Origin of the sequence: Nonomuraea sp. KM88 (assembly GCF_052245635.1) — a bacterium.
Taxonomy (GTDB): domain Bacteria; phylum Actinomycetota; class Actinomycetes; order Streptosporangiales; family Streptosporangiaceae; genus Nonomuraea.
Window position 1 is genome coordinate 17813 of sequence record NZ_JBQQCC010000003.1, and the last position, 14785, is coordinate 32597.

General features: G+C 72.3%; 15 protein-coding genes. 10 read left to right on the forward strand and 5 right to left on the reverse strand.

Annotated elements, in window-relative coordinates:
- Positions 1-7 precede the first annotated feature (7 nt).
- Complete coding sequence (locus ACTWPV_RS09760) at positions 8-1729, reverse strand: ExeM/NucH family extracellular endonuclease (RefSeq protein WP_443151480.1); 1722 nt, start codon at positions 1727-1729, stop codon at positions 8-10.
- Between the two features lie 105 nt (positions 1730-1834).
- Here ACTWPV_RS09760 and ACTWPV_RS09765 point away from each other — a divergent pair, with 105 nt between their 5' ends.
- Positions 1835-3037: a pentapeptide repeat-containing protein gene (locus tag ACTWPV_RS09765; protein ID WP_443151481.1), complete on the forward strand. Its 1203-nt coding sequence runs from the start codon at positions 1835-1837 to the stop codon at positions 3035-3037.
- A gap of 12 nt (positions 3038-3049) precedes the next feature.
- On the opposite strand, the gene ACTWPV_RS09770 is transcribed toward ACTWPV_RS09765, so the two are convergent.
- Together ACTWPV_RS09770 and ACTWPV_RS09775 are read right to left on the reverse strand one after the other, a co-directional pair.
- Positions 3050-3499 carry an SRPBCC family protein gene (locus ACTWPV_RS09770; RefSeq protein WP_443151482.1) on the reverse strand — a complete coding sequence of 150 codons (450 nt, stop codon included), beginning with the start codon at positions 3497-3499 and terminating at the stop codon, positions 3050-3052.
- Entirely contained in the window at positions 3477-3818 is a 342-nt protein-coding gene (locus ACTWPV_RS09775; RefSeq protein WP_347643074.1) for an ArsR/SmtB family transcription factor, read from the reverse strand. Before ACTWPV_RS09775 ends, ACTWPV_RS09770 begins: the two co-directional genes overlap by 23 nt.
- A gap of 129 nt (positions 3819-3947) precedes the next feature.
- Between ACTWPV_RS09775 and ACTWPV_RS09780 the strand changes: the two genes are divergently transcribed.
- On the forward strand, positions 3948-4619 hold the full coding sequence (locus ACTWPV_RS09780) for a permease prefix domain 1-containing protein (RefSeq protein ID WP_347643073.1): 672 nt from the start codon (positions 3948-3950) through the stop codon (positions 4617-4619).
- Positions 4620-4632: 13 nt separating this feature from the next.
- Here ACTWPV_RS09780 and ACTWPV_RS09785 read toward each other — a convergent pair whose 3' ends face one another.
- Positions 4633-4968 (reverse strand): helix-turn-helix transcriptional regulator, encoded by a 336-nt coding sequence (locus ACTWPV_RS09785; RefSeq protein ID WP_347643072.1) that lies wholly within the window; start codon positions 4966-4968, stop codon positions 4633-4635.
- Between the two features lie 100 nt (positions 4969-5068).
- Between ACTWPV_RS09785 and ACTWPV_RS09790 the strand changes: the two genes are divergently transcribed.
- From ACTWPV_RS09790 to ACTWPV_RS09825, 8 genes are all read left to right on the forward strand, one after another.
- Complete coding sequence (locus ACTWPV_RS09790; protein WP_443151483.1) at positions 5069-6238, forward strand: cytochrome ubiquinol oxidase subunit I; 1170 nt, start codon at positions 5069-5071, stop codon at positions 6236-6238.
- A 14-nt stretch (positions 6239-6252) separates the two neighbouring features.
- Positions 6253-7017 (forward strand): cytochrome d ubiquinol oxidase subunit II, encoded by a 765-nt coding sequence (locus tag ACTWPV_RS09795; RefSeq protein WP_347643070.1) that lies wholly within the window; start codon positions 6253-6255, stop codon positions 7015-7017.
- Positions 7018-7023: 6 nt separating this feature from the next.
- The gene (cydD, locus tag ACTWPV_RS09800; protein ID WP_443151484.1) at positions 7024-8910 is read left to right on the forward strand and encodes a thiol reductant ABC exporter subunit CydD; all 1887 of its coding nucleotides are present in this window, start codon (positions 7024-7026) and stop codon (positions 8908-8910) included.
- Positions 8907-10691, forward strand: coding sequence for a thiol reductant ABC exporter subunit CydC (gene cydC / locus ACTWPV_RS09805; protein ID WP_443151485.1), 1785 nt, complete (start codon positions 8907-8909; stop codon positions 10689-10691). Before cydD ends, cydC begins: the two co-directional genes overlap by 4 nt.
- Positions 10692-10786: 95 nt before the next feature.
- On the forward strand, positions 10787-11410 hold the full coding sequence (locus tag ACTWPV_RS09810; protein ID WP_443151486.1) for a hypothetical protein: 624 nt from the start codon (positions 10787-10789) through the stop codon (positions 11408-11410).
- Positions 11407-11730: a transcriptional regulator gene (locus tag ACTWPV_RS09815; RefSeq protein ID WP_347643066.1), complete on the forward strand. Its 324-nt coding sequence runs from the start codon at positions 11407-11409 to the stop codon at positions 11728-11730. The genes ACTWPV_RS09810 and ACTWPV_RS09815 overlap by 4 nt, the downstream gene beginning before the upstream one ends.
- Positions 11727-12617 carry an ABC transporter ATP-binding protein gene (locus tag ACTWPV_RS09820; protein ID WP_443151487.1) on the forward strand — a complete coding sequence of 297 codons (891 nt, stop codon included), beginning with the start codon at positions 11727-11729 and terminating at the stop codon, positions 12615-12617. Before ACTWPV_RS09815 ends, ACTWPV_RS09820 begins: the two co-directional genes overlap by 4 nt.
- Entirely contained in the window at positions 12610-13350 is a 741-nt protein-coding gene (locus tag ACTWPV_RS09825) for an ABC transporter permease (RefSeq protein ID WP_443151488.1), read from the forward strand. The genes ACTWPV_RS09820 and ACTWPV_RS09825 overlap by 8 nt, the downstream gene beginning before the upstream one ends.
- Positions 13351-13417: 67 nt before the next feature.
- Here the strand turns inward: ACTWPV_RS09825 and ACTWPV_RS09830 are convergent, their stop codons facing one another.
- On the reverse strand, positions 13418-14635 hold the full coding sequence (locus ACTWPV_RS09830; RefSeq protein ID WP_443151489.1) for a S1C family serine protease: 1218 nt from the start codon (positions 14633-14635) through the stop codon (positions 13418-13420).
- Positions 14636-14785 lie beyond the last annotated feature (150 nt).

Sequence of the window (14785 nt, forward strand, 5' to 3'; positions counted from 1 at the left end):
TGCTGTTTTACCGTCCGCCGCCGGGCAAGGTCAGCCCGACGACCAGGGGGTCGTGGTCGGAGGAACGGTAGGCGTCCGGCCGGTAGAGATCGGGCGGGTTGAACTCGGTGTTGTAGTCGCGGATGCGGGGCTCGTCGGCGTTGATGTGCCAGATCGTCGCGCCCGTCACCCTCCTGCGCAGCTCCCCGCCGACGAGCACGTGGTCGAGCTCGCCCGCGAGCCCGTCGAACACGTAGCTGTAGCGCTGCCGCGCGGGCACGAACTTCTTGGTCACGCTGGTCAGGCCGCCCTTCTCGAGGGTCCTGATCGGGTCCTCCTCGCCGTAGGCGTTGAGGTCGCCGAGCACGATCGGGCCTGGCAGGTCCGCGACGACGCCGAGCAGCGCCCGGGCCTGGGCGACGCGGGTGGCGTTCCAGCAACTCTGGCCGTCGCCCTGGTCGGCGTCGGGACCGCTGGAGGGGCAGCTGCCCTTTGACTTGAGGTGGTTGACCACCATCGTGAACGGCCGCCCGCCGCTCTTCCCGCGGAACGTCTGGATCAGCGGCGGCCGGCTGAACACCGCGTCCCGCGACGCCCGGGGCTCCCCCACCGGGGTCAGCCTGGCGGGCTTGTAGATCAGGCCCACCTGGATGGCGTCGGTGCCCGGGTGGGGGTGGGCGAGCGCGGCGTACGTGCCCGCTCCGACCTCGGCGTTGACGGCGTCCACGAGCGCCTGGAGCGCGGTCTGGCCGTTGTTCTCGACCTCCATGAGAGCCACCGCGTCGGCGTCCAGGCCCTTGAGCGCGGCGACCAGTTTGGCCAGCTGGCGCCGCTGCTCCTCGGCGTCGCCCGCCCCGCGCGAGCCGAGCGTGGTGAACCAGTTGAGGGTGTTGAACGAGGCCACCTTCACGTTCCCGGCCACCGGGGACGGCCTGCGCGGGCGCGGATTGGCGGGCCTGTACGCGATCGGCTTCGTGGGCTGCAGCCGGTACGCGCCGAACCCGTACCCGAGCACGCCCGTGAGCCCGGAGGCCACGTCGCCGGCGCGCACGACGGGCGGCAGCGTGGCAGGGTTCTCCCTGGTGGAGCCGTCGTCGACGAGCAGCGAGCGGCGGGCGTTCCGCGCCGGGTCCACGCCCGGCCGGTCGGTCGGCTGGTAGAGCCTGCCCTGGGTGGAGAGCGTGACCTCGCCGTAGCGGCCCAGGTTGTAGTGCTCGCTGACGGTCAGCGGCTGCGGGAACGTCAGCAGGGTGTTCTCGACGGCCTCCAGCTCACCGGAGGGCAGCCGGTACGGCCGCGCCGCCACGCGTCCCGTGCCGCACACGTCCACGGCGGTGACCGGCGACAGCTCCGTCCACCCGTTGAACTCGGTGGCCCGTCCGGTGACCAGCACCCGGTCGCCGGGCTTGACGTCCCTGACCGGCTCCCCCGCGTACGCGAAGAGCCCTTCGGAGGTCCGCGGGTCGGCGTCCGGCCGGGGATCCTGCAGGAAGAAGCCGCCGAGCTGGTCGGTCCGCTGGAAGTCGCCGGTGACGACGCCCTCGACCCGCACGGTCCGGCCGGCCAGCGGGGTGGCGTCGCCGTCGCCCTGGACCTGGGAGATCCGGTGCATGGCGGGGGTGTCGCAGGGAGCGGCCGGCGCGGCGAGGGCCGGTGTGGCGAGGGCCGGTGTGGCCGGCGCCGCGAGGAGGGCCGCGGGCATGGCCGCCACGATCAGGGCGGTCAGGGATGCTCGGGATAAAGCGCGCATGTCCGGCACAATAGAGGTTAATTGGCCCGCATTTTTCCACATAAAAGTGGATAGAACGTTAAATCATCGAACCTTGACATGCGCCGTCGCGGGTATGACGACCCCATGGACTGGGTCACCTGCGCGCATTCCGTCAGCTGCACCGGGGTCGCCGTCCCTCCGGCCGGCCACTGCCTCGCCCACCTCTCCCCTGACCGCCTGTCCGAAGCACTGGGCGAGCTGCGCCCCGGCCGCCTGCTCGACCTGCGCGGCACGACCGTCACCGGCGAACTGCTGGCCCAGGTCATGGAGGCCGCCGGCGGCAGACCGGGCCGGGCGCGCTTCGACCGCGCCCGGTTCACCGGCGACGTCCGGCTGCCGGGCGTGACGTTCGCGGGCGACGTGTCGCTCGACGAGGCCAGGTTCGACCGGCTGGCCTCGTTCTTCGGCGCCCGGTTCGAGGGCAACGTGTCGCTGGCCGGCGCCAGGTTCGCCCGCGAGCTCTCCTTCCACGGCGTCACCGTGCGCGGGCACGTCTCGCTCGACCGGTCGCTGATGTCCCGCGACGCGCTGTTCAGCCAGGCCGTGTTCGGCCACGGGCTGTCGTGCGAGCGGGCCAGGTTCGACGGGTACGCCGCCTTCGACGGCGCCCGGCTCGGCGGCGGGGCCGCCTTCAGGGGGACGCGCTTCGGCCGCACGCTCTCGTTCCGCAAGGTCATGGGGAACGCCGGGTTCGACGCCGCCCACTTCGCGGCGGACGCGTACCTGTCGGCCACCGGCCGGCTCTCGGCGGCCAGGGCCCGCGCGGACGGCCTGCTCGACGTGGTCGTCGCCCGCTGCGGCGTGGACCTGCGCGGAGTGTCGGTGTCGGGTCCGACGACGCTGCGGCTGACCGACTCGCAGGCCGACCTGGAGGGCGCGGTGCTGCGCGGCCCCGCCGTCGTGACGGGCACGGGCAGCTCCACGCTGACCTCGCTGCGCCGGGTGGACGCCGACGACCTGGCGCTGTCGGGGCTGGACCTGTCGGCGTGCCGGTTCGCCGGGCTGGCCCATCCCTCGGGGGTGCGGGTCAAGGACTGCGTGTTCGCGCTCACCCCGCGCGGCGTACGGGTGAGCCTGCGCCGGCCGATGGTGCGCTGGTTCTCCCGCCGCCGCGCGCTGGCCGACGAGCGTACCATGCGCGCGGACCAGGGAGATCCCGCCGCGACGCCGGCCCACCTGGCCGCCCTCTACGCCGGGCTGTCCGAGGGCGACCACGCCACCTCCGCCGACTTCGCCTCCGCCGCCGTGGAGATGCGCCGCCTGGCCGGCCACCGCTGGTGGTCGTAGGCCGTGGGCCCCTCAGAGCCCGTCCACGACGGCGGTGATGGCCCGGAAGACGGCGTTGCGCCAGCCGCCGCCCATGATCCGGCGCGACAGCTGCTGCAGCTCGTCGTCCGGGTCGAAGCCCTCGTGGTCGAGGAACAGCCGCGTGCCCCTGCCCTCGGGCACGAGCCGCCAGGTGACCGTCCAGTCGGCGAGCTTGCCGTCGCTCCAGCTGATCTTCAGCAGCCGCTCCTGCCGGATCTCCAGCACCTCGCAGTGGACGACGCCGTCGAAGCCCACCTGCTTCTTGGGCTCCGTGGTGAACGTGAACCGGTGCCCGACCTCCGGCTTGAAATCGTTGGGCATCAGCCAGCGGGCGACCAGCTCGGGCTCGGTCAGCGCGCGCCACACCTTCGCGGGCGGGTGCGCGATGAACTGGTCGACCCTGATCGCGCGCAGGTCGTCAGCCGTCGTGTCGTGGGGCATCGTCGTCCTCCATCTCGTCGAGCACGGTCGTGAGGGTGGCGAGCCTCTCCCGCCAGAACCGTTCGTACGGGCTGAGCCAGTCGCGGATCTCCATGAGCGGCGCCGCCTCCAGCCGGTAGTGCCGTTCGCGCCCCTTGCGCGTCTCCGACACCAGCCCCGCGTCCCTGAGCACCCGCAGGTGCTCCGACACGCTGGGCCTGCTCATGTCGAACCGTTCGGCCAGCCGGCCCGCGGGCTGCGCGCCCTCGTCGCGCAGCAGGCGGAGCAGCTCGCGCCTGGCCGGGCTGGCCAGCGCGGTGAACACGTGGTCGGGCGTCATGTCTGTGCGGAAGAGATCAGCATGTCGGACACTATACGTAGGATTTTTCCTACATATCAAGCCCGCCCTGGGAAACATCGGGGAAATCCCGGATGGGCCCCCGGGTTCTCACTCCCTAGACTTGACCTCATGCGTATCGACGACTACGTGGCCGATCTCGACCGCGCCCTGGCCGGCCCGCACGGCCTGAAGCGTGACCTGGTCGTCGAAGCACGCGACAGCCTGACCGACACCGCCGACGCGCTGGAGTCGGAGGGCCTGGACCGGGCCGAGGCGGAGCGGGCCGCGGTGGCCGAGTTCGGGGAGGTCGCCAGGATCGCTCCCGGCTACCAGGCCGAGCTGACCGCATCCGCCGGCCGGCGGCTCGGCGTCCTGCTGTTCGCCGGCCTCCCGATCACGGTGCTCATGTGGTCTCTGCTGTGGCGCCTCTACCCGCCCAGCGACGACACCTGGACCTACCAGCCGGAGTGGTACCACACGCTCTCGCAGCTGCTCGACGGCGTCCAGCTGGCCACCGGCGCGTACGGCGGGATCGCGCTGTTCGCGCTGAGCCGGGGCGCCCGGTGGATCCAGCGGCCCCGGCTCGTGACGAGGTCGCTGGGGTGGATCGTGTGGGCGTCGCTGCCGATCTCCGGTGGCCTGGGGCTGGTGCTCTCCTACGGCACGAAAGACCCCAACAGCCTGGACGCCCTGCCCGCCATGCTCGCCAACCTGGTGACCTGGGCCGTTTGGGGGATGCAGATCTATTGTGCCGCCAGGTGCATGCGCATCACCCGCGCCTCGCGGCCGCCCGCCGCCTGACGCGCACCGCCTCTCACCCTGGCGCGACGGCGTTGGCGCGCAGGACGCCGCCGATCACCTGCGTGAACTCCCGCCAGGCCGAGCGCTCGCCCTCGAGCTGCTTCTTGCCCGCGCCGGTGAGCCGGTAGGTGCGGCGCCTGCGGCCGCCGACGGTCGCCCACTCGCTGGCGAGGTAGCCGATGCGCTCCAGCCTGCGCAGCGCGGGATAGACGGTGCCGGTCGGCACGTTGAGCGCGCCTCCGCTGCGTTCCTGCAGCGCCTCGATGATGGCGTAGCCGTGCAGCGGCTCCCGCTCCAGCACGGAGAGCAGCAGCGCGTCCATGTGTCCGCGTAGCGCGTCCGGGTTCATGGTTCCGATCCTAGACATCCGTCTCCCATATAGACAGCCTACATGTAGGCTGTCTATATGTAGGCTGTCTAGAGTAGACAGGCACAACAACGGAGTCGTGATGGATGTACTCGACCTGGCCCGCACGCAGTTCGCGGTGACGGGCAGCCTGCACTTCCTGTTCGTCGTGCTCACGCTGGGACTGGCGCCACTGGTGGCGATCATGCACACGCGATGGGCGATCTCGGGCAGGCCGGTGCACGAGGGAATGACGCGCTTCTGGGGGCAGATCTACGTCGTCAACTACGCGCTGGGCATCGTGACCGGGCTGGTGATGGAGTTCCAGTTCGGGCTCGCGTGGAGCGGGCTGGCCCACTACGCGGGCGACGTGTTCGGCGCGCCGCTGGCCATGGAGACCCTCGTGGCGTTCTTCCTCGAATCCACGTTCCTGGGGCTGTGGATCTTCGGGTGGGGCCGGCTGCCCACGTGGGCGCACGTGGCGTGCATCTGGCTCGTCACGCTGACGGCGTACGCGAGCGCCTTCTTCATCATGGTGGCCAACTCCTTCCTGCAGAACCCGGCGGGCTCCGTGGTGAGCGGCGGCCGGATGATGCTGACCGACTTCGGCGCCCTGCTCACCAACAAGGCGCTGATCTTCGCCTTCCCGCACGTGCTCGGGGCCGGGCTGTTCACCGGGGGCATGGTGCTGGTGGGCGCGAGCGCGTACCAGCTGCGGCGCCGTACCAAGGAGCTGGAGTTCTTCACCCGGTCGATGCGCATGGGCGTGTACACCGCGGCCATCGGGATCCTCGTGACGCTGGGCTTCGGCTACGCGCAGTTCGGCGGGGTCGCCGAGGGCAAGTTCGACGGCAACGTGGGCGCCGCGCTGCCGCTCGCTCTCATGATGGAGGCCGGGCATCTGCTCGCGCTGGTCGTGCTGCTCGGGATGTTGCCGATGGCCGGCGTGCTGCACAAGTGGCGCTGGACCCACCCGATCCTGATGCTGATGACGCCGCTGCCCTTCATCGTGTCGATCCTGGGCTGGGCGGCCAGGGAGGTCGGGCGTCAGCCGTGGATGATCTGGGAACGGCTCACCGTGGCCGACGCCATGTCGCCCGGGCTGACCACGGGCATGGTCACGGCCTCGCTCGTCGCCTTCACCGCCGTGCTGGGGCTGCTGGCCGTCGTCGACTACGTCCTCATCGCCCGGATCGTCAGGCGGGGACCGCGCGAACCCGCCCTGGGCGCCGCCGCGGCGGACGAGCCGCGATCCCCCGCGCTGAGCTACTGAGGAGTGCGTGACCCATGGAAGTGATCTGGTTCGTCTTCTTCACGGTGCTGCTGGCCGGCTATTTCGCCCTCGAAGGCTTCGACCTGGGCGTGGGGCTTCTGCTGCCGGTCCTCGGCAGGACGCGGGAGACCCGCGACCGCATGGTGGCCGCCGTGGCCCCGTACGTGCTGGCCAACGAGGTGTGGCTGGTCGCCGTCGCCGGAACCCTGTTCGGGGTCTACCCGCTCCTGGAGGGCGAGGTGCTGTTCGGGCTGTACCCGCTGGTCGTGGCCATGCTGCTGAGCTGGGTCGTGCGCGACGCCGGGCTGTGGTTCCGGCGCAGGCTCGACGGCTCCGCGTGGCGGGGCTTCTGGGACGCGGCGATCGCGTTCGGGTCCTTGGGGCTCTCGTTCGGCTGGGGAATGGCCCTGTACGCGGCGGCCACCGGGTTCGCGTCACCGCCCATCCACCCCCTCGGGGTGCTGCTGGGCGTGGTGATGACGCTGCTGTTCGCCCTGCACGGTTGGACGTTCCTCGCCTGGCGCACGCCGGGCGACTTCGGCGGCACGCGGTCGGGGCGGGCGCTGTTGGGAACGGGACTGGTCGCCGCGATCCCCGCGCTGGGGGTGCTGGCGGGCGCGATGCCGTACCTGCTGGGGCACAGCGCGCCCCCCGCCACGCTGAATGTGCTCAGTCTCATGGTGCTGCCGTTCGCACCCATCATGCTCGGCGCGCAAGTATGGGTATGGCGGACTTTCCGTCCAGGTAAGGACGCCTTCCGGTTCCCGTCGTTCTTCTGAGGGCACGTGCACAAGGATCTCCTGCGGCTCATGCGGGCCGAGCGCTCGGTCCGCCGCCATCTCGCCGTCACCATGGCCGCGGCGGTGCTGGCGGGGCTGCTCGTGCTGGTGCAGGCCGAACTGCTCGCCGGGGTGCTGTCCGGCAGGTTCACGGCCGCCGCGCTGGCCGTCCTCGCGGGGGTGGTGTGCGTACGCGCGCTCCTGGCCTGGTCGCAGGGTGTCTTCGCCGGGCGCACCGCGACCGGCGTGAAGTCGGCGCTGCGCCACCGGCTGCTCGCACGCCTGCGCGAGCTGGGACCGGGCAGGCTCGCCGCGCACCGCTCCGGCGAGCTGGTCACGCTCGCCGGGCGCGGCCTCGACGGGCTCGACGCCTACCTGACCGGCTACCTGCCCGCCGTCGCGGTCGCCGGGGTCGTGCCCGTGGCCGTGCTCGTCCGGTTGTTCGCCGCCGACCTCGCCAGCGCGGTCATCGTGCTGGTCACGCTGCCGCTGATCCCCGTCTTCGGGGCGCTGGTGGGCATGACGACCAAGGCGGTCACCGAGCGCCAGTACCTCGCGTTGTCGCGGCTCGGCGGCCACTTCCTCGACGTGGTGCGCGGGCTGCCCACCCTGCGGGCGTTCGGCCGGGCCCGCTACCAGGCGGGCGTCATCCGGCAGGTCGCCGACGCCCACCGGAGCGCCACCATGCGGACGTTGCGGGTGGCGTTCCTGTCGTCGCTGGTCCTGGAGCTGTGCGCGTCGCTGTCGCTGGCGCTTGTCGCGGTGCCCATCGGGCTGCGGCTGCTGGGCGGGTCGCTGGACCTGACGACGGCGCTGCTGGTCCTGCTGCTGGCGCCGGAGGCGTACCTGCCGCTGCGGGCGATGGGGACGCGGTTCCACGCGTCCATGGAAGGGGTGGCCGCCGCCGACGCGGCCTTCGCCGTGCTCGACCGTTCCGCCGCCGGCGACCCCGTACGCCGCCCGGCAACGTCCCCGGAGACGGGCACGCCCGGGTCCGGGGCTCCGTCGGCGGCCGGCGCGCCGGAGATCCGGCTGGAGAACGTGACCGTCCGCTACCCGGGCCGGGACGGCGCCGCGCTCGACGACGTCTCCCTCACCATCGGCCCGTGCGAGCGGGTCGCCCTCGTCGGCGAGAGCGGCGGGGGCAAGAGCACGCTGCTCCACCTCATCCTCGGCTTCGTCCATCCGTCCGAGGGACGGGTGCTCATCGACGGCACGGACCTGCGCGAGCTCGACCTGGCGAGCTGGCGGGCGCGGCTGGCGTTCGTGGCGCAGCGGCCGCACCTGTTCGCCACCACCGTGGCCGGCAACATCCGGCTCGGCGCGCCGTCGGCCTCCCTCGATGAAGTGCGCAGGGCCGCCGCGGCCGCGCACGCCGGCTTCGTGGCCGACCTGCCGAGGGGGTTCGACACCGTGGTCGGCGAGCGCGGGGCCGACTTCTCGGCGGGCCAGCGGCAGCGGATCGCGCTGGCGCGGGCCTTCTGCCGTCCTGACGCCTCCGTGCTGCTGCTCGACGAGCCCACGGCCCGCCTGGACGGGCGGAGCGAGGCCGCCGTGGTGGCGGCGACCGCGGACCTGGCCCGGGACCGTACGGCCGTCATCGTGGCGCACCGCCCCGCGATGATCGACCTCGCCGACCGTGTCGTGCGCGTCCACGAGGGCCGCGTCGTCTCCGACACCACCCGCCCCGCCGCGACGGCGGACGCGGCCCGCATGCCCTCAAGAGGCGGGGCGGCGGACCTGGCCGACGTCCCCTCAGCGGACGCGACCGGCGTCCCCCCAAGGGGCGGGATCGCGGACGCGACCGGCGTCCCCTCAGGACGCGAGGCGGACGGAGCGGCTCGGGGTGGGCGGCGGGTGGCGGATGTGCGGCGCGAGGAGGGCGGGCGATGAACCGGCGCATGGGGACGCGGCTCGCCTGGGCCGTACTGGCCGGGTCGGCAGCCGACCTGGCGGGGCTCGGGCTGATCGCCGCCGCCGCGTGGCTGATCACCAGGGCGGCCGAGCAGCCGCCGCTGGCCGCGTTGAGCGTGGCGATCGTGGCGACCAGGGCGTTCGCCACCGGAAAGGGCGTCTTCCGCTACGCCGAACGGCTCACAGGTCACGACGTCGCGCTCCGCGCCCAGGCGGGCACCCGTGAGCGGCTCTACCGGGCCCTGATCCCGCCGCAGCGCACCCGGCACGGCGGCGCCGACCTGCTCAGCCGCATGGTCGACGACACCGAGGCCGTGCAGGACCTGCTGGTCCGCTGCCTGCTGCCCGCCGCCGCGGCCGCGATGGCCGGGCTGGCCGCCGTCGTCATCGGGCTGACCATCCTGCCGGTGGCCGCGCTGGTGCTGGTGGCCGGCCTGGTGCTGGCCGGCGTGGTCCTGCCCGCGGGCACGGCCGCCGCCGCGCGCCGCTGGTCGGCCAAGATCGCCCCGGCGAGGGCGGCGCTGGCGGGGCGGGTGGCGGACCTCGTCCACGGCGCCGCAGACCTGGCCGCCTACGGCGCCGACGACGCGGCGCTGGCCAGGGCCCTGGCCGCGGACGAGTCCCTGGCCGCACTCGAACGCCGCCAGGCCCGCGTCCATGCCGCCGCCCTGGCCGGGGGCACCCTGGTGCAGGGGCTGACGGTGGCGGCCGTCGTCCTGCTCGCCCAGGGGGCGGGCGCCGGCTCCGTCGGGACGGCGGTGCTGGCGCTGACGTCCCTGGTGGCCTTCGAGCCGGTGCTGCCCCTGGCGGCCGCGGGCGAGCGCATGGCGGGCATCACGGCCGCGCTGCGGCGGCTGCGCGAGGTCCGCTCCGCCGAACCGGCGGTCGGCGAGCCCGCCGCACCCGCGCCGGTGCCCGGCGGACCCCTGACCGTCGAGATCGACGATCTGGTGGTGCGCCACGCCGCCAGGGAGGCGTCCCCGTCCGGCGTCCCGTCGTCCCCCGGCGCCGCTCCGGCAGCCGGTGAACACACCCCCCGGCCGCCCGGTTCCCGGGGCACGGCGGGCGGCGCCGGCGGCCGGCCGGCGCTGGACGGGGTGTCGTTGCGGCTCACGCCCGGCAAGCGGGTCGCGGTCGTCGGGCCGAGCGGGGCGGGGAAGAGCACGTTGCTGGCCGCCCTGATGCGCCTGGCGGAGCCGGAGTCGGGCACGATCACGGTGAACGGCACCGACCTGCGCGAATTCGCCGGTGACGACGTACGGACGCTGATGACGGGGCTCACCCAGGACCCCTACATCTTCCGTGCAGGCCTGCGCGACAACCTGCGTCTCGCGGGCCCCGAGGCGGACGACGAGGACCTGCGGCGCGCCGTACGGGATGCCAGGCTCGAGGCGTGGGTCGAGCGCACCGGCTGGGACACGGAGCTGGGCGAGGACGGCACCACCGTGTCCGGCGGGCAGCTGCAGCGGCTGGCCCTGGCCAGGGCGTTGTTGTACGACCCTCCCGTGCTGCTGCTCGACGAGCCCGCTGAGGCGCTCGACGAGGAGACGGCCGACCGGCTCATGGCCGACCTGCTCGACGTGACCAGGGACCGCACCACGCTGCTCGTGACGCATCGGCTCAAGGGCCTGGAGGCGGTCGACGAGGTGGTCGTGCTCGACGAGGGCCGCGTCATCCAGCGAGGCCGCCATGACGAGCTCGTCTCCGTACCCGGCTACTACCGGGATCTGTGGGAGTCCGAGGTCCTGACCAGGCGTTAGGCCGGCACCGCTCCGAACGCCCGCTCCCCGGGGTGGAGTTGGCATGGCAATCTGGTTTAAGCTACAAACCAGTTTGCGACATCGAGGAGTTTGCATTGGTAGACGATGACCGGCCGCCGAGCCCCGAGGAGATGCTCCGCGTCATCGAGGAGCAGCGCACCGCCACCACGAAATGGCTCTCCGGCGACCCGCTGCTGCTCTACATGCCCTGGGGCGTGGCCTGGCTGATCGGCTTCACCGCGTTCTTCCTGCACTACGGGCTCGACGAGCGGGCGTACGCGCCGATCTCCCAGATGCAGGCGCTGGCGGTGCTGATGGCCGCGCAGATGGTGGCGGGCGCGATCGCGGCGTTCGGCATCGTGCGGATGAACAGCCTCGTCCGGGGCGAGAGCTCGGCCCGCGGGGCGATGTTCGGCTACGCGTGGATGGCGGGCATGCTGCTCATGGTCGTCATCTGTTCCAGGCTTGGCCCTCTGCTGCCGCCCGACGAGACCGGCCTGCTCTGGGCGGGCACGTCGCTGCTGGTGGTGGCGGTGCTGCACATGGCCGGCGGCGCGATCTGGCTCAACTGGCCGATGTTCTTCGTCGGGGCCTGGGTCGCCGCCGTCAACGCGCTGGGCGTGCTGCTCGGCGCGGGCTGGCACGCCCTGCTGACGGCCGTGCTGCTCGGGGGCGGATTCATCGTGGCGGGCGTCTGGCTGCGGCGGCGCGAGAGGTGAGCGGAGACAAGGCACTGCCCGATCTCGACCCGGTGATCCACGCGCAGGCCAGGCTGCGGGTGGTCGCCGCGCTCAACGTGCTCGCCGACGGCGACGAGATGGCCTTCGGCTCCATGAAGGAGCTGCTCGGCATGACCGCCGGCAACCTGTCGGTGCACCTGACGAAGCTGGAGGAGGCCGGATACGTGCGGATCACCAAGACGCACAAGGGCCGCACGCCCGTCACGTTCGTGGCGCTGACCAGACGCGGGCGGCTGGCCTTCGAGGAGTACACCAAGGCGATTCGCGCCCTGCTCGACAACGCTGGAGGCGTTACATGACCATCCTCGCCCAGGCGGCCGAGGTCACCCGCCGCTACGGAGACATGCTCGCGCTCGACCGGGTCTCGCTCGACATCCGCGCGGGCGAGCTGGTCGGGCTGCTCGGCCCCAACGGCGCCGGCAAGTCCACCCTCATCAACCTGTTCGTGGGGCTGCGCCGCCCGTCCTCCGGCACGATCACGCTGTTCGGCGGCTCGCCGCAGGACCCGGCCGTGCGGCGCCGCATCGGCGTGACCCCGCAGGAGACGGGGCTGCCCGAGACGTCACGCGTCGGGGAGATCGTCGACTTCGTCTCGGCGCACTTCCCCGAGCCCTGCGACAAGGACGAGCTGCTGTCCCGCTTCGGCCTGAGCGACCTGGTCAAGCGGCAGGTCGGCGGCCTGTCCGGCGGCCAGAAGCGGCGCCTGGCCGTGGCGCTGGCCTTCACCGGCAACCCCGAGCTGGTCTTCCTCGACGAGCCGACGACCGGGCTCGACGTCGAGGCCAGGCGCTCCCTGTGGGACGGCATCGCCTCCTTCCACGACGAGGGCGGCACCGTGCTCGTCACCAGCCATTACATCGAGGAGATCGAGGCTCTGGCCAGGCGGGTCGTCGTGGTGGGCCACGGGCGCGTGCTGGCCGACGACACGATGGAGTCCGTACGCGACATCGTGGGGGTGCGGCGCGTCTCCTTCACCGCCGACCTGCCCGACGTGGCGCGGCTGCCGGGTGTGCTCGGCGCCGAACGCGACGGCGACGGCCGGGTCAGCCTGGTGACCACCGACCCCGACCGGCTGGTCGTCGAGCTCGTGACGGGCGGCACGCCGTTCACCGGTCTCGAGATCAAGCCCACCACGCTCGAAGAGGCGTTCCTCGCCATCACCTCGAAGGAGGCCGCGCATGTCTAGCATGGTCGCCGCGCACACCCGCTATCTCATGACCGAGCAGATCAGGGTGCCCATCGGGCTCCTGGCCAGCGCGCTGTTCCCGGCCATCTCCATGGTGGCGTTCGTGGTGCCGATGGCGGGCGACCACGCCCAGGCGGCCACGATGGCATCGGCGTCGATGATGTTCTTCGGCGCGACGTCCGGCGCGCTGATCGGGCTGAGCATCGCCGTCGCCACGGACCGCGAGCAACCGTGGAACGCCTACCTGCGCACGCTTCCCGCGGGCCCGTTCCCGCGCTTCGCCGGGCGGATGTTGTCGACGCTGGCCGTCATGCTCGCCTCGGTGGTGCCCGTGCTGCTGGTGGCGGCGTTCCTGACGGAGGCGACGATCACGCCGCTCAGGCTGCTGGCCGGGCTGGGCGTGCTGGTCGCCTGCGGGATCCCGTTCATGCTGATGGGATTGTTCCTCGGCTACGTGCTGCCGTCGAAGGCCGTGATCGCGGTGTCGCAGCTGCTGTTCTTCCCGCTCGCGATCCTCGGCGGGCTGCTGGTGCCACCGGCCTACCTGCCCGACTTCATCGGGGTCGTCTCGCCGTACACGCCGATGAGGGGCGCGGCCGAGCTGCTGTGGGCGGTGACGGCGGGCACCAGCCCTGACCTGGTCTCGGTGGTCATGCTGGCCGTGTGGACCGTGGCCGCGGCGGTGGCCGCCGGATGGGCCTACCGCCGCGACGAGGGCCGCCGATTCTCCTGATCATGGGGGGTGTGCCGCCGAGTCCGCAGCGATCTCAACGGCACACCCGTCCATGAGGGGGTCCTTGTTATTTTTTCTCTTCGAGGGTGACGGTGACCTCGTCGGCCTTGCCGTCCCTCATATATGTGATCTTGACCTCTTGGCCGGGTTTGAAACCTCTGACCTGTCCCACCACAGTATCTCCGCCGTCAACCGCCTTGCCGGCGATCTTGGTGATGAGGTCGCCCTCCTGCAGACCGGCCTTCTCCGCCGGGCTGCCCGCCGTGACCTGCCGGACCAGGGCGCCCGGCACGTCGCCGGTGGCGTCGGTGACGCTCACGCCGAGGAAGGCGTGGGTGACCTTGCCACTGGTGATGAGCTGCTCGGACACCTGCTTGGCGGTGTTGACCGGGATGGCGAAGCCGACGCCGCCGCCGGCCGCCTCGGAGGCGATCGCGGTGTTGATGCCGACCAGCTCGCCCGCGGCGTTCACCAGCGCGCCGCCGGAGTTGCCCGGGTTGATCGAGGCGTCGGTCTGGATCGCCCCGCCGATCGTGGTGCCGCTGCTCTCCTGCTGCTGGGGCCAGCTCGGCGGGAGCTGCTGGCGCGGCTCGTCGCCAGTGGTCAGCGTACGGTCCAGCGCGCTGACGATGCCCGCCGTGACCGACCCGGCCAGGCCGAGAGGGCTGCCGATGGCGAGCACGGCGTCGCCCACCTTGAGCTTGTCGCTGTCGCCGAGCGTGGCCTTGGGCAGCCCCGAGACCCCTTCCGCGCGGATGACCGCGAGGTCGGTGGCGGGATCGGTGCCGACGGCGGTGGCCTTGGCCGTCTTTCCGTCGCTGAACTTGACGGTCATCTGCCCGCCGCCGGGCTCCACCACGTGGTTGTTGGTGAGGATGAGGCCGTCCTCCGACAGCACGACTCCCGAGCCCTCACGGGTCTGGCCCTTGATCATCACCACGGTCGGCTGCACCTTCGCCGCGACGTCGGCGACGGTCAGCTGGTCGGCGGCGGGCTTGAAGACGGGGCTCGGCGTTCCGGTGCTGGCGACCGGCTCGGGCTGGAACGAGGTGGCCACGGCGGCGCCCACGACGCCGCCGCCGACGGCCACCGCGGCCAGTGCCAGCCCGGCGATCGCCTTCCTGCCGGCGGAGAAACCCGGCTTCTTCGGCGGCGCGGGCGGCGGGGGCGGCGGCTGCTCCATCCTGATCGTGTCGCGCCGGGGAAAGCCCCCGGCGGACGGCGGGGTGGCCCCGAACTGGCTCCACCCGCCGGTGCTCTGCTCGCGAGGCTCGTTCGCGTCCATTCGTCCATCTCCCTCAAGTCCCGATGACTCAAGAGTGCCAAGTCACGCGTAAGAGCCGTTTAAGGTCGTGATCGGCCGCGTCGGGGCGCTTTGACATGTCGTTTATCACCGCTGGTCAAGGGCCGGTCGCAGGGAGCGAGATCGTGGTCA

Bases quoted from the DNA above. Each gene is read 5' to 3' on its own strand.
- ACTWPV_RS09760 (WP_443151480.1), bottom strand. From the start codon at position 1,729: ATGCGCGCTTTATCCCGAGCATCCCTGACCGCCCTGATCGTGGCGGCC.
- ACTWPV_RS09765 (WP_443151481.1), top strand. From the start codon at position 1,835: ATGGACTGGGTCACCTGCGCGCATTCCGTCAGCTGCACCGGGGTCGCC.
- ACTWPV_RS09770 (WP_443151482.1), bottom strand. From the start codon at position 3,499: ATGCCCCACGACACGACGGCTGACGACCTGCGCGCGATCAGGGTCGAC.
- ACTWPV_RS09775 (WP_347643074.1), bottom strand. From the start codon at position 3,818: ATGACGCCCGACCACGTGTTCACCGCGCTGGCCAGCCCGGCCAGGCGC.
- ACTWPV_RS09780 (WP_347643073.1), top strand. From the start codon at position 3,948: ATGCGTATCGACGACTACGTGGCCGATCTCGACCGCGCCCTGGCCGGC.
- ACTWPV_RS09785 (WP_347643072.1), bottom strand. From the start codon at position 4,968: ATGAACCCGGACGCGCTACGCGGACACATGGACGCGCTGCTGCTCTCC.
- ACTWPV_RS09790 (WP_443151483.1), top strand. From the start codon at position 5,069: ATGGATGTACTCGACCTGGCCCGCACGCAGTTCGCGGTGACGGGCAGC.
- ACTWPV_RS09795 (WP_347643070.1), top strand. From the start codon at position 6,253: ATGGAAGTGATCTGGTTCGTCTTCTTCACGGTGCTGCTGGCCGGCTAT.
- cydC (WP_443151485.1), top strand. From the start codon at position 8,907: ATGAACCGGCGCATGGGGACGCGGCTCGCCTGGGCCGTACTGGCCGGG.
- ACTWPV_RS09820 (WP_443151487.1), top strand. From the start codon at position 11,727: ATGACCATCCTCGCCCAGGCGGCCGAGGTCACCCGCCGCTACGGAGAC.
- ACTWPV_RS09825 (WP_443151488.1), top strand. From the start codon at position 12,610: ATGTCTAGCATGGTCGCCGCGCACACCCGCTATCTCATGACCGAGCAG.
- ACTWPV_RS09830 (WP_443151489.1), bottom strand. From the start codon at position 14,635: ATGGACGCGAACGAGCCTCGCGAGCAGAGCACCGGCGGGTGGAGCCAG.